Source organism: Enterovibrio litoreus, from assembly GCF_045679545.1.
Classification (GTDB): Bacteria; Pseudomonadota; Gammaproteobacteria; order Enterobacterales; family Vibrionaceae; genus Enterovibrio.
Genome location: NZ_CP166195.1, coordinates 1103556 through 1117234, shown reverse-complemented (window position 1 = coordinate 1117234; position 13679 = coordinate 1103556). Strand labels below are relative to the sequence as shown.

The 13679-nt window shown below is 47.1% G+C and carries 11 protein-coding genes; 5 read left to right on the top strand and 6 right to left on the bottom strand.

Annotation, left to right across the window (positions count from 1 at the left end; genetic code table 11):
* Nucleotides 1–611 precede the first annotated feature (611 nt).
* The 4 genes from AB8599_RS20365 (at nt 612) to AB8599_RS20350 (ending at nt 5036) form a co-directional block, all read left to right on the top strand.
* Nucleotides 612–2024 carry a carbohydrate porin gene (locus AB8599_RS20365; RefSeq protein ID WP_407333556.1) on the top strand — a complete coding sequence of 471 codons (1413 nt, stop codon included), beginning with the start codon at nt 612–614 and terminating at the stop codon, nt 2022–2024.
* Between the two features lie 98 nt (nt 2025–2122).
* Nucleotides 2123–3688, top strand: coding sequence for a family 16 glycosylhydrolase (locus AB8599_RS20360; RefSeq protein WP_407333555.1), 1566 nt, complete (start codon nt 2123–2125; stop codon nt 3686–3688).
* A 190-nt stretch (nt 3689–3878) separates the two neighbouring features.
* Entirely contained in the window at nt 3879–4601 is a 723-nt protein-coding gene (locus AB8599_RS20355) for a YebC/PmpR family DNA-binding transcriptional regulator (protein WP_407333554.1), read from the top strand.
* An 81-nt stretch (nt 4602–4682) separates the two neighbouring features.
* On the top strand, nt 4683–5036 hold the full coding sequence (locus AB8599_RS20350; protein WP_407333553.1) for a hypothetical protein: 354 nt from the start codon (nt 4683–4685) through the stop codon (nt 5034–5036).
* 127 nt (nt 5037–5163) lie between these two features.
* Here AB8599_RS20350 and AB8599_RS20345 read toward each other — a convergent pair whose 3' ends face one another.
* Both AB8599_RS20345 and AB8599_RS20340 read right to left on the bottom strand, forming a co-directional pair.
* A complete protein-coding gene (locus tag AB8599_RS20345; RefSeq protein WP_407333552.1) occupies nt 5164–7374 on the bottom strand; it encodes an EAL domain-containing protein in 2211 nt (736 codons plus the stop codon).
* A 278-nt stretch (nt 7375–7652) separates the two neighbouring features.
* Nucleotides 7653–8549, bottom strand: coding sequence for a pyridoxal-phosphate dependent enzyme (locus AB8599_RS20340; RefSeq protein ID WP_407333551.1), 897 nt, complete (start codon nt 8547–8549; stop codon nt 7653–7655).
* 298 nt (nt 8550–8847) lie between these two features.
* On the opposite strand from AB8599_RS20340, the gene AB8599_RS20335 reads away from it, so the two are divergent.
* Entirely contained in the window at nt 8848–9615 is a 768-nt protein-coding gene (locus AB8599_RS20335) for a hypothetical protein (protein WP_407333550.1), read from the top strand.
* 64 nt (nt 9616–9679) lie between these two features.
* Here the strand turns inward: AB8599_RS20335 and AB8599_RS20330 are convergent, their stop codons facing one another.
* The 4 genes from AB8599_RS20330 to rbsB form a co-directional block, all read right to left on the bottom strand.
* Nucleotides 9680–10525: a patatin family protein gene (locus AB8599_RS20330; RefSeq protein ID WP_407333549.1), complete on the bottom strand. Its 846-nt coding sequence runs from the start codon at nt 10523–10525 to the stop codon at nt 9680–9682.
* Between the two features lie 33 nt (nt 10526–10558).
* Nucleotides 10559–11572 carry a substrate-binding domain-containing protein gene (locus tag AB8599_RS20325; RefSeq protein ID WP_407333548.1) on the bottom strand — a complete coding sequence of 338 codons (1014 nt, stop codon included), beginning with the start codon at nt 11570–11572 and terminating at the stop codon, nt 10559–10561.
* Nucleotides 11573–11613: 41 nt separating this feature from the next.
* Nucleotides 11614–12549: a ribokinase gene (rbsK, locus tag AB8599_RS20320; RefSeq protein WP_407333547.1), complete on the bottom strand. Its 936-nt coding sequence runs from the start codon at nt 12547–12549 to the stop codon at nt 11614–11616.
* Nucleotides 12550–12782: 233 nt separating this feature from the next.
* Complete coding sequence (gene rbsB / locus AB8599_RS20315) at nt 12783–13661, bottom strand: ribose ABC transporter substrate-binding protein RbsB (RefSeq protein ID WP_407333546.1); 879 nt, start codon at nt 13659–13661, stop codon at nt 12783–12785.
* Between the last annotated feature and the right edge of the window lie 18 nt (nt 13662–13679).

Here is a 13679-nt window from a genome sequence, read left to right as displayed (position 1 = left end):
TGAGAACTCTCCTGCTAGTAGGAGAAATCTTTTTGCAAAGTGGGTGTCATTGCCAAAAGAAAGCGCTTTCACTTGTTATTCAAAATAAAGCCGGTTACCCAGCTTTATTACTACCAAGGTATAAACCTCGCGCATAATGTAAATTTATTGTTAAGTGACAGTGCAACTCAACAACAATATGCAATTTACATTGAATAGAAAGAGAGAATCCACGGTATGAGGTGTATGAAATGCAAGATTCTCATCTATGAGCCACGTCACACAAATTGAATACATATATGCATGAAGGCCCATAATAAAATACAAGAGTCACTAAATTTGAAGACAAAATGTAAATTTATTGTGAATCAGCTAATGTTTTTGGCGGTAATATTTGCACAATTTAGGGAGCCTGCTTAGTTTGTCATATGACTAGCGGTTTCTTGGTTCATGTGGAAACACTATTGTTAACTTTTCACACACATGACACTAAAAATCTAGTCAAACTCGGTATTTACTTCCTCTTCTGTCATTCGGGTGTCTGGCATTTGTAGGGATGAACTCGGGTTTTAAAATACCATGACAAGAAAGCGCTTTCTTTTAGGGGTAACCTAATCTCTGACGGAGTGAGAATGAAAAAGTCCAGATTATCGATGGCTGTGCTAAGCGCTGCTGCTGCCCTTTCGGGTGTGCCGGCGGTGAATGCTGCCATCATTGACGAAGTTGAATTCCACGGTTACTTTCGTGCTGGCTTTTTTGCCAGTAAGGAAAATGACTTCAAGAAAGCAGATATCGGCGGTCAAAAGGAACAGCTAGGTCGACTCGGGTTAGAGTCGGACAACGACGGTAACTTTGGTTTTACCACGATTACTAATATTGGTGACGACCAACAGCTTCGCATCAACATTGGCGTTGGTGATACAGAATTTGATGACCTCATCGGTTTTGTCGAAATGGATGGCCTCACTCGCTCAGGGACACTTTGGGGTGGTAAAAGAAAACTCGGCGAAGAAAACTACATCTTCATGACCGATTTTTTCTATACCGATCTTGAAGGGATTGGCGCTGGTATCCAAGACTTTGAAGTGGGTGACGGCTTCCTTGATCTTGCCTACATTTCGAGTGAACGAAATATTAGTCTTGACGGCGACTATGATGATTTCATTGAACGCGCATCAAAAGACCCAAACGTTATCTCGCAGCAAAATGAGCGTTACGTAACAGATGCTGAACGCAATTCCCTTTACGAAAACCAAAACAACCCGATGCACACTTTCCATCTTTCATACACGCTTGGTGCGCTGACGTTACAAGGCAATTATAAGTATATGCCAGACAACTGGGATTTAACGGGTAAAGAGTGGGCAGAAGATGGTTACGATGTTACCGCTATCTATCACATGCTTAACTTTTTTGGTCTTAAAGGGAACGCTTTCTCTTATGCAATTTTACAGGCAGGAGAAGGGCTCGGTTCAGGCAATCTTTTAGGCGGTACTATTACTGACTATGCGTCTCTTCGTCCAGGCTCATTGACTCAAGGGTACAAAATAAACGACGTAAGAGCTTTTGGTAATGGTGCTCCATTTTTTGGTGATCCCTACTACCGAATCACTCTCAGAGAAGAAGATGCAACTTCCGCTCGTGCACTCTTATGGGGTGGTTACACAAACAGCAGTGGAATAGGTTTTTTCCCGTCTTTACAAGCACAATACAACGATGAAGGCACCAACAATGAAGGTGACGACGGTAGTTACAACTACTGGGTGTCCATCATGATGCGTAACATCTTCCCAGTTGTTGACAATTTCATTGTCCAAACCGAAGTCGGTTATTACGAAAATGTCCAAAGTGGGGGTCACTGGCACCAATCTAAGTTTACTGTTGCCCCGACCTTTGTGTTGTCTGATGGCCTTTCTACGGCAGAGATTCGATTTACAGCTACTTATTTGCCGCTATCTTGGACGACGGGAGAGCAAGGCGGTGGCAACGCTGTACCACTTAAAGACGACATCGTCTTTGGTATTCAAGCAGATGCTTACTGGTAAGCCGTTCACGTCATGTATGGCTACGCTAAATATGTAGCCTTAACGAATAAGAGATTTTTAGCAATTCTCATGAATTGCCGACGAGTAAGGAAACAATGATGAGTAATTTCCCTTATCGACGTGCACTGTTAGCCACCGCGATATTAGGCGCCATGGTAGGTTGTGAGTCGAAAGTGTATCAGCCTGTTCAAGCGGGCCCAGACACCAGCGTTGCTGTGGTGCAACCAAACGCGTCGTGGACGCTGATATGGAATGATGAATTCAGTGGCGACACCATTGATAAGAACAAATGGGAACATGAAGTAAACTGTTACGGCGGCGGTAACGCCGAGCGTCAATGCTACACAAAACGGCCCGTTAACTCGTTCGTAGAAGATGGAAAGCTGCACATCGTTGCACGCAACTATCAGTTTACTGGACCGTCTGATCCAGAAGGTAAGAGCCGTCACAAAGCAACCCTTCCGTATACGTCTGCTCGCTTAAGAACCATGAACAAAGGCGATTGGCAATACGGGCGCTTTGAAGTTCGCGCTAAACTGCCATTCGGACAAGGTACTTGGCCAGCAATATGGATGCTGCCGACTGACTATGTTTATGGTGGTTGGGCTGCGTCTGGCGAAATCGACATTGTCGAAGCCGTTAACCTGAAAACGCCAACGGATGAGCTTGGTGCCGAACCAGGTAAGAAAGAAGGCCGTATTCACGGGACACTTCACTACGGTCGCGAATGGCCTGATAACGTGAGCACCGCAGCCGAGTATGAACTTCCTAATCACATTAACCCAGCAGATGGCTTCCATACCTACTCTATCGAGTGGGAAAAGGATGAAATGCGCTGGTATGTAGATGATGTGCACTACGCCACGCAGCGTTCTGATGGTTGGTACAGCCAATACAAAGAAGGTGGCAAATGGGTCACCGGCGAAAGCGATGCCCCCTTCAACCAGCGTTTTCACATGATCCTGAACTTAGCATTGGGTGGCTCATGGGCATCTAACGCCAATGAAGGCGGCATCGATGAAGCCATCTTCCCGCAAACGATGGAAGTGGACTTTGTTCGCGTTTACGAATGTTCAAAAGATCCGGTTACAGGCAAAGGCTGTGCCACGGTATCGGAAGACGCGCAGTTTGTTGCAGGCACTCCGGCACCTGAGATCATCATTCCAGGTCCAGACTACGCAAAAGGCCCGCTGTTTACGTTGTATGATGACAATCTTGACAAGCACCTGCGCTCGAAAGAGTATGACCCGCAGTTCAAGATCTACATTGAGACCAAAGAAGTTGCAGGACGCGGTAATGTTCTTGGCATCAAGAAGACGGGTGAAATCGGTAACTTTTACTTCGAATCCCCAGAAGTCAACATGACGGACTGGATGAGTGGTGGAGAGATCGTGTTTGACATGATGGTCGAAGAACAAGCACCTGGTACAGGCGTCATGGTTCGCGTTGATAGCGGCTGGCCAGCATCAAGTGATATTGATGTTGAACTGCCACCAATTGGTCAATGGAAAGAAGTACGCATTAGCTTCGCCGAGTTGGTGAACAATGGAAACCGCTTCGCTCCTGGCGCAAAAGCTAACGTTGGTGGGCTGAAAAACATCTTTGTTATTGAACCTACCGGTCCAATGGTTCTTAACATCGACAACATTCGTTACGAGAAGTAAACGCTCAGTAACACAGTAACTAGGCGGCGAAAGCCGCCTTTTTTACGCTTATAAATTGTGCAAATACCATCAGATTTGATCCCACACGGCATTTCATGGCGCTTACATCACTTTAATGCTGGAAAAACCAAAGCAGTGATTGATAAAATCCACCCACTTCAACAAACGTAAATTATAGAGAGTAACCCCCATGGGACGCAGTTTCGAAGTTCGCAAAAATGCAATGGCGAAAACCCAAGGCGCCAAAGTTAAGCTGTATTCAAAGTATGGCAAAGAGATCTATGTTATCGCGAAGAACGGTGGCGGCGATCCAGATACTAACCTTTCGCTAAAGCGCATGATCGAAAAAGCAAAAAAAGATCAGGTGCCAAGCCACGTTATCGAAAAAGCGATTGAAAAGGCGGCTGGCGGTGGTGGTGAAAACTATGAAGTTGCTCGCTACGAAGGCTTTGGTCCGGGTGGTTGTTCAGTGATTGTTGACTGTCTAACTGACAACAACAACCGTACCTATATGGAAGTACGTCAGTGTTTCGTGAAAACACATTCTAAAATTGGTGGCCCTGGTACGGTTGCTCACATGTTCGAGCACCAAGCGGTTTTCCAGTTTGCGGGCGATGACGAAGAAGCCGTGCTTGAAGCCCTGATGATGGCAGACGTTGATGTGACTGACATTGAATGCGAAGATGGCGTGATCACTGTATTCGCGCCAACGACTGAATTTTTCAAAGTCAAAAACGCACTGGCAGATTCAATGCCTGATGTTGAGATTGATGTTGAAGAAATCACCTTCGTTCCACAAACCATGACCGAAGTGAAAGGCGACGATGTTGCAGCTTTCGACAAATTCATGGACATGCTGAACGATTGCGACGACGTACAAAACGTATACCACAACGCAGAAATCGAGGAGTAATCCTTCACCTCTGCGTCACGAAATGCCCGGTTCGACCGGGCATTTTCCGTTATATCCTTAAGTAACAGGTTGGATTCCTCCATGGAACAACAAGATTTTGAAACGCTGGTAAAAGCCCTTTGCGAAAAAACCAACTTGCCAGAAGCGCTAGAAGTATTAAAAGCATGTGATGATACAGAAGTGGCAGAGGCTGCTAATGCCATGACAGGCCAATTTTCACTGGCTGAAACCGAAAGCGGTGATAACCGCGTCTATCACGTATTCACCGAAACAAACGATGAAGGCAAAGAAGAAGAGTTCGTTGAGCATGTCATGAACGTGGGCGATGACGTGATCGTTTTCGTTGCTTGGTTCTTCTACACCCAGTTTGAAATCAAAAACCGCGATACTTACGCGGCCGCGGGTCGCACCTACAAGCAACCGAAGCGCAGCTAAACATCGTCAGACCGTTTCCAGATCCCAATCATTTGCAAGCGAAAAAGCCAGAATCCTGATTCTGGCTTTTTCTTTGTCACCCTGCTGTTTCGACGCGCTCTCGCTATCCCTATCCCGCGAGTAAGCATTACCTTTGTACCAATGCGTTCATTGCCGCTATATGCTGAAACAGAGGGATCGGTTTAGCCATGCCAAAGCCCTGCGCATAATTGATGCCGAGATCTTGTAGCAAAGCAGCATGCTCTTCCGTTTCCACGTATTCAGCAACGGTCACCAACGACATGTTCTGTGCAACCAAACTAATCGACTGCACAATGAGCTGATCCGTTGGGTTCGTTGGTAAGTGGCGAATAAACTCCCCATCGATCTTCAGCACAGTTACCGGAATACGGCGCAAGTAAGCAAAGCTCGCGTACCCTGTTCCAAAATCATCCAACGCAATGTTACAACCCGCTTCTTTTAACGCTTCTACCGTCGCGATAGCTTGCGCTTCATTTTCCAAAGCCGCGGATTCCGTGATTTCAAAGCAAATACGTCCTAACGGGATCTGATACTTGTTAGCGAGTGCAAGCACATAATCAGAAAGATCTTCGTTACCCAAAGACTTCGCCGTGAGATTAATGGCACAACGATTGATGAGATCCCACTGTGTAAGATGGGTTGATAGCTGCTTAAACGTATTTTCGATTACCCACTGATCCAATTTTTCTTCCACGCCAAACTCATTAATCATAGGGAAAAATTCTTCGGGATCTAGCGACGATCCGTCAGCAGGGCGCAGCCTCAGTAACACTTCAAAACTGCTTGCTACACGGGAATCTTGCAAGTTCCGATATGGCTGACAGTAAAGCTCAAATTCATTGTTTTTCAGCGCCTTCTGAACCTTGATCAACCGTGACACTCTTTGCGCAGACAGCCCACTGTCATCAAACCAACAGATCTTTTGATGAGCGAGGTAAGGCTGGTCACAAAACATCGAAATTTTGGCATCCAATTCCTCATCGTTAGTCAGTTTCAAACAATGTAAGGTATGAGAGACCAAGCTGATCGACGTGTCCTGCCAGTAGAACTGAAATTCATCCAGCATCGTGCTTAACGACAACAGCTCACCGTTCACATTCTTGTTCCGAGGCAAAACAAACAACACACCCGTTGTAAATGGCGGACGATATGCCCGTTTAATATCAGAGTGCTCGGCGAAAAGGCTGCGTGTGATTTGACGCAGTAACTGTGATTGCCCACGATGCCCGATCCCCGCCAGCTTCGACAGCGTTGGCCATAAATCAAGAAAAACCAAAATGGGCTGCTTGCTGCACTCGAGATCTTCTTTTAACTGAGCAAGATTATAGAGCCCGGTATAGGGATCGGTGCGTTCCACACGAATCTTTTCATTTGCCATCATGAAGCTTCTGATCGTGGAACTGCCGTGAATGTAGCCCAAAATAGCAAAGGCGGTAAGCATCTCCGTCAAACCCACAAATCTGTCATCGAGAGCCATAGCCATATTTACTCGATTTGTCGCGCTGTACATTACGACCGCCATCACCACTGAGCCAAATGCCATTGGACGCAAAACCCCAAATCGGCCAATACCAGCGAATACGATGACTATCGAGAAGAACCCTAGCGAATAGAGCGCCAAAGAATCCGGTAGCAACAGATTAACGACAATCAACAACGACAACAGCGCAAGCCAAATGCGATAAGCCAATGGTGAGCTATTGGCAAGAAATATGTTCTTGTCCAGGCTGATGTATTTATCTTTCCCTGACCAAAACAGCAGGCTCAATAAGATGAACAGTAATGGGGTAATGATCAGGTGAGTGAGCGCCATACTGATCGACGAGAAGAAGATGAATTCACCGCTAATCAACACACCCGAAAGGGATGCGACCAGCAAAAGCAAACACGCCTGAAGCACAGGTAAGGCCATGCAAAACATGAGAAAATAGATACCAGCCTTAAGCGGAACGCTGTGGGCTTTCACCTTCTTCACTGCTGCATTAAAAACCAACGTGGTTATAATCGGTGGGATAGGTAATGTTGTTGTCAAAAGAATGGCATGATCGATCGGCACGTCCACAAACAACAGATAACGCACAATAAGTGCCGCAATAATAGCGGGTAGAACTCGCAAACCCAGCAGCAACATTGCTGCCACCATAAACCCATTTACAAACGACAGAACAAAAAAGCCCATCGGCTCAAAAGTAAAAAAAGACGAGAGATAAAAACTCAGCAATGTGCCAAGGAAAATAACCAGTTGCGTGAAAATTGGCTTGTGAAGTTGACGATGAACAACCCCCTCCACCGAATGAACCCCTGTGGTTTCTAGCATTACCTGTCTCATATTTTTGTGATATGACAAGCGTAGCAAGGGCTAACCAAGCTAAACGTCTGATGGCGGTTATTTTTATACAATGTGGCGCTTGTCTTAGCAGTGAAGAGAAAAATTAAACGTTTTCGAATGGTTTTTCTCTGCATTTACTGAACGCAAGTTGTTCTGCGGCTTTGAACGAAAAAAAGCTTTTTTCTATTCCGCTTTCTTGTGCACTTTCTAGTCCACTTTCTTGTTTCTTACCCCCTATCTATGTCGCTTCCATCTGATGAAATGCTTCAATCAAATTTTCGCTGGTAGCGCGGCAACATACTTTCATTACCCAGCACCCCGCCTTGATGAACATACAACAGCTGCTTATCTCTGTTTTTCGGATACCATTCAAGCAAGCAACGCCACATTAACGGGTCATACAGTAGGTCAAACTCAATGTGGGTTTGATCGAGTAAAGATTGCCATACGCGATAATCCGCTTCGTACAGCTTGCCAAAATGATGTTTCTGGCTGCGCGATAATACCTTTGGATGGTTGGCTTCATTCAGATCATTAAACTGTGTCGTCAGGTAGTCTTTTCCGCCCACACATGGGCAGGTCAGCACTTCAATGCCATGTTGGTTAAGATGCTTATTTAAATACAGTGCCGTTGTGCCTGTGCCTGATGGCAAAGCAACAACGATGGGTTTGTCTTGATTAAACCGTGACCACTCTACAATCTCATCAGCCAGTGTTTTCACGCCCGCTTCCGCGATGGGTGATCGGCCACCTTCTGGCACCAGTAAATGATGCTCATCCTGACGATGTTTTTTGATAAACGCCTCAGGATGTATAGGTTCGGCACAAATGTCTGACATCGCGATCACCTTAGCCCCCAGATCCAGCGCACCACGATAGTTGCCGATTGGACGCGCTTTAAGCCAGCTTGGGATCCTGTCTACATAAAACTCCAACTGCCACCCTTTGATGGCCGCCAAAGCAGCTAAAGAAAGCAAAGAATTTGCCTGTGGTGAGCCATAGCCAATCAAGTGCGTAATATTGGGATCGTCATGCTGCAAAAGCGACATCAGCTTTCGCGCTTTGTTGCCTGAAAATTGGCTGTGTAGCAAATCGTCACGTTTCAAGTAAAACGGGATCTCTTCAAACACATGCTGGGTAACGGGGCTATTGGCAAGTTTCATGGATTGTGACTACAAAATCGAATGGTAGATAACAAGGCGCAGTATACCCACACTCTTACCGAGAAAGGAGAATCAAGCATGACAGAATTACCGCTTTACTTGATCTCTGACAGACAATGCGATGACAAATGCGCGATTGACCCCCCCCTCCCTCTGCGCTGCTTTTTCTATTGGCACGCCCTTTTCTCTCGATTCACCATTTTCTTCGTTGAATCAAAAGCTAGCCAATTTGAATACTCAAAACACGCTAGGCTATGGTCATAGCCGACAGAAAAATGCAATTAAAGGGATCTTGCACATGAACACGCTAAGAAAACAAAGCATCCATGACTTATTAAAAGGGATCGAAACGGGAGACCCAGAATCAGTCAGGGTCGTGGACCAAGATCAATACATACAACATAATCCGCTCACCAAAGAAGGCGATGTTGGGCTAGCGGAATTGTTCGCCCGATTGGCTAAAACCAACCCACGCGTCGAAATCATTAGAATTTTCTCAGATGGCGATTTTGTCTTCGCACATACCGAATATGACTTCAGCAGTGAAAAAATTTGTTTTGAAGTGTTCCGGTTTGAAGGCGAACGCACCGTCGAACATTGGGATAATCTTCAACTAAAGCAAGCGCCCAATGCGTCAGGTCATTCGATGATTGATGGCGAAACGAAGGTGAAAGATCAAGATAAAACCGAGAGTAACCGACAGTGTATCAATGCCTTTGTGAAAGAGGTGTTGATAGAACGAAGCACCAATGCCCTACCCGACTATGTTGCTGCTACGGGCTACGTCGAACACAACCCAGCGCTGACGGATGATATCAGGGCGCTAAATACTGCACTGCTGGACACAGAGGCCGATGGCTCTCCTCGTATTCATTATCAACAGCACCATCGCACATTGGCAGATGGCAACTTTGTGTTGAGCGTTTGTGAGGGTTATCGGGAAGGCATTCACAGTGCATTTTATGATTTATTTCGGCTCGACAACGGCCTCATTGTCGAACATTGGGATACCGTCGAAACCGTTCCACCGCGTGCTTACTGGAACAACCTCAACGGCAAGTTCTGATTGTTATTGCCTGGCAGCTACACAAGCGGCTTGTCTTTCATCTGCCTATTTCTTTTCCATTGATCTAGCGGAGCCACCGCGCGATCGCCTCTTGCCCTGCTACAACACCGATGTCATAGCCTTTTTCCAGTGAGGCTGTGTCACGGCTCAGGCGTTTTAATCTAAACGATTCAGGTGGGCAGATTTCGATGATTTCGACGCCCTCAGGCGGGTTATTGATCAGTTCCAGCGCCTCGTTATAACGAACATGACGCGTTAGCATTGGCGTAATCAGCGCTGGGTGATCTTTGAGGAGTCGTTTTGTGAGGGCTGTAAATTTAGGCGCCGTTTTTCGATAACGAGAGGGGCGACTTCGTAGCACCATGATTTTAGTTGCGCCGCGGCGAATAGCTTCGGCAACAGGAATCGCATCCGCTACACCGCCATCCACGTAATGCACACCGTCAAGTTCAACACCTTGGCGATACAACACCGGCAAGGCACTGCTGGCCTTCATGGTTTCGGCCAACACATCAACATGTGGCGTTAAGTATTCTGCTTCGCCCGTGTCTTGTCGTGTCACGCCGAGGAAGAAAGGTCGCGGATCGGCTTGTAGAACACGTTTATCGATCCCTAACTCTTCGAGGGTAATCTTCCACATCCAATCTAGATCCATTAAATCACCACCTAGGGCGAATTTTCCGGGTCTAATGAATTCTTTGCGAAGGCTGTAGTCGAGGTAAATTTTGCGGTTGCGACCAGGCATGTTTGCCAGATAGGCAGCGAGATTGCTAGCCCCTGCTGACACTCCCCAGAAACTATCAAACGGCGAAAAATCTTGCGCCATAAAATGATCGAGTACGCCGCAAGAGAAGATCCCTCGCATTGCACCGCCTTCAACGACCAGCGCATTTGCTCCGACGGTTTTCATGGCTACTCCCCCCGTTATTGCGCGACTAAGCGTTTACGCGACGACATATTGCGCGACGGAGCAACGCTCAACGACGGCAGGTTCTAACTCGACAATTTGGCGTTCGCTGTCTTTGTGATTAATGCGCTGTATAAGCGCATCGACCGCCGCTTTGCCTAAGCGATATTTGGGCTGGTGAACGGTAGAAAGCGACGGCGACATATATTTCGCGATGTGGATGTCATCGTATCCCATGATAGAAAGATCATCAGGAACGCTAATCCCATGAGCTTGTGCGGCATTCATTAGCCCCATCGCCATCATGTCGTTTCCGGCAAAAATGGCACTGGGCATACTGGCACCATTCTGAAATTGCTCAAGCGCTTGATAACCGCCCTCACATTCGAAGTCGCCTTCGACAACCCAGTGTGATTTGATTGGAAGCTGAGCTTCTTTCATCGCGCGCTTAAATCCTTCGTAACGCATTTTGGCTTGATGTTTAATCAGCGGCCCAGTGATGCAGCCGATATCTTTGTGGCCTTTTTCTATCAAGTGTTTGGTCGCAAGATAACCGCCGCGCAAAGAGTTATCTTGGATTTTGTCGCAAGGCAATGAAATCGGGCCCCAGTCCATCACCACCACAGGCACACTACTTAGGCGTTCTAACACCTCTGTGTATTCGCCCTCCAGCGTTGAACACATCAAGATAAAGCCGTCGACGCGCTTTTGCATCAAGGTTTCAATGGAGGCTTTCATGCGCTTAGCATCGCCTTCGGTGTTACACAAAATCAGGTTATAGCCAGCCAGATAACAACTGCGTTCAACCCCTTTGACCACTTCGCCGAAAAAGGGGTTAGTCGAGGTGGTCACTATCATGCCAAAGGTGTTGGTGCGACTGATTTTGAGGCTTCGAGCCAGCGCAGACGGCGCATAGTATTTGAGTTCTTTGGCGGCTGAATTCACGCGTTCTGCAATTTCATCACTGACAAAACGCGTTTTGTTGATCACATGGCTAACGGTAGAGGTGGAAACACCGGCTAACTTCGCGATGTCTTTCATTGTTGCCATGCGATCTCCTTTGCATTCGCTCTTGCTTTTACTCTTCGCCGCTATTCGTGGCGCATTAAAAATGCGTCAACTTCATCACGAGTGGGTATGGAGGTTTGTGCGCCAAAGCGCGTGACAGATATAGCTGCCGCTGCGTGCGCAAACTTAATCGCTGATTCTAAAGGCATAGACTCCATTAGACCAGTCACGAATGCGCCATTAAAAGTATCACCTGCCGCAGTAGTATCTGTCGCTTCTACGCGAAACCCTGGAATAATTTTGCCTTCGTTTTGCTGGCTGGCGTTTTGATGGCTAACATAAACACCTTTCGCACCCAAGGTGATCATCACAGTTTCGATCCCTTTGTCATGCAGTTTGTCAGCAGCAAGCTTGGCAGACGTTTCATCGTCGACTTTGATGCCTGTCAGCACTTCAGCTTCGGTTTCGTTAGGGGTAATAATGTCCACGCAGGCCAACAAACGCTCAGGTAATTCACGTGCTGGAGCAGGGTTTAAAATGACTTTTGTACCATGACCTTTCGCCACCTGTGCAGCCCGTTCGATACCGTCCAGTGGCGTTTCTAACTGCATTAACAAGTAATCCGCCTGACGAATACGCGTCAAATCCGGTTCAATGGCGTCAGCGGTGAGTTTGGCGTTGGCTTCAGCAGAGATACAAATGCTGTTTTCACCGCTGTCAGACACTTGAATCATCGCAATGCCCGTTGGGCAATCCGCCTGCATTTTCACGCCCGCGATGTTAATACCATCACATTTAAAGCTCTCACGAATATTCACGCCAAACGGGTCATCGCCCACGCAAGCGATGAAACCAATATCCGCCTCTAAACGTGCTGCAGCAACCGCTTGATTTGCGCCCTTCCCACCAGGGATCACTTGGTAACTGCGGCCGTGAAGCGTTTCACCAGGGCGAGGAAAAGAAGGGACTTGAAGCACATGATCGGCATTAACACTACCCAAAACCACTAACTTGTTCATTGCACTATCCTCGGCTTATCTAAAAGCCTTGTTGTTGTATTTAGCAGGAAAACGGAAGGATTTAATGTTTGCATTCCCAAACCCTAAATCGTTCGGCTCTCTCATTCTTTGCCGGTGTCACGTCGCAGTTGATGCTCTGTTTTGCATGGAATAGGAATCTTCTCTTCTCGATTGGCGGTAAACCAATGCTTATAAATCGAAAAGAGAAGACCCGCTAGTGATTAATTCAGCAATTACTGAGTAATCACTTTCAAAGGCACGGGAATTGATTTCTCAACCGCTTCACCTTTCAGCATTTTGTCAGCCATCTCAACACCGATAGCACCAATAAGGTCAGGTTGCTGAGCAACGGTAGCACCTAGCTTGCCACGTTTTACCGCAGCAATACCATCGTCTGTACCATCAAACCCAACGATCAGAATGTCTTTGCCAGAAGCCTGAACAGCGCGTAATGCACCCAACGCCATTTCATCGTTCTGCGCAAACACCGCTTGCACATCAGGGTTGGCAGCTAGCATGTTTTCCATCACGTTCAAGCCTTTGGTGCGGTCGAAATCCGCAGGTTGGCTTGCTAACAATTCCATTTGGCTGGCTTTAACCGCATTGGCAAAACCTTCGCCACGCTCGCGCGCCGCGGATGTGCCCGCAATGCCTTCTAGCTGAATCACTTTGGCTTTCTCGCCGACTTTTTCGACGATATAGCGCCCCGCCATTTCGCCGCCTAGCACGTTGTCAGACGCAATGTGGCTAACCACTTCACCGCGTGCTGCGCCGCGATCCAAGGTAAAGACAGGAATACCGCTGCGATTCGCGATACGAATGGCGTTTGACACTGCCGCTGAATCGGTTGGGTTAATCAAAATGGCTTTCACACCGCGCACCGTCAGATCTTCCACGTTTGAAAGCTCTTTACTTGGGTCGTTCTGCGAGTCCAAAACAATCAGCTCGTAACCCAGCTCTTGTGCTTTGGCTTCCGCCCCATCTTTCATGGTCACGAAAAATGGGTTGTTCAACGTGGATAATACAATGGCCATGGTGTCTTGCGCATGTGCGGTAACAGAAGCGGTTGAAGACAGCAAAGCCGCGGAGATCAATAGCGATAATTTTTTCATTTTACGTTCCTTTTTAGT

Excerpts from the sequence above, each read along its gene's own strand:
- AB8599_RS20365 (WP_407333556.1), top strand. The coding sequence starts at position 612 with ATGAAAAAGTCCAGATTATCGATGGCTGTGCTAAGCGCTGCTGCTGCC.
- AB8599_RS20345 (WP_407333552.1), bottom strand. The coding sequence starts at position 7,374 with ATGCTAGAAACCACAGGGGTTCATTCGGTGGAGGGGGTTGTTCATCGT.
- AB8599_RS20335 (WP_407333550.1), top strand. The coding sequence starts at position 8,848 with ATGAACACGCTAAGAAAACAAAGCATCCATGACTTATTAAAAGGGATC.
- rbsK (WP_407333547.1), bottom strand. The coding sequence starts at position 12,549 with ATGAACAAGTTAGTGGTTTTGGGTAGTGTTAATGCCGATCATGTGCTT.
- AB8599_RS20350 (WP_407333553.1), top strand. The coding sequence starts at position 4,683 with ATGGAACAACAAGATTTTGAAACGCTGGTAAAAGCCCTTTGCGAAAAA.
- AB8599_RS20325 (WP_407333548.1), bottom strand. The coding sequence starts at position 11,572 with ATGGCAACAATGAAAGACATCGCGAAGTTAGCCGGTGTTTCCACCTCT.
- AB8599_RS20360 (WP_407333555.1), top strand. The coding sequence starts at position 2,123 with ATGAGTAATTTCCCTTATCGACGTGCACTGTTAGCCACCGCGATATTA.
- rbsB (WP_407333546.1), bottom strand. The coding sequence starts at position 13,661 with ATGAAAAAATTATCGCTATTGATCTCCGCGGCTTTGCTGTCTTCAACC.
- AB8599_RS20355 (WP_407333554.1), top strand. The coding sequence starts at position 3,879 with ATGGGACGCAGTTTCGAAGTTCGCAAAAATGCAATGGCGAAAACCCAA.
- AB8599_RS20340 (WP_407333551.1), bottom strand. The coding sequence starts at position 8,549 with ATGAAACTTGCCAATAGCCCCGTTACCCAGCATGTGTTTGAAGAGATC.
- AB8599_RS20330 (WP_407333549.1), bottom strand. The coding sequence starts at position 10,525 with ATGAAAACCGTCGGAGCAAATGCGCTGGTCGTTGAAGGCGGTGCAATG.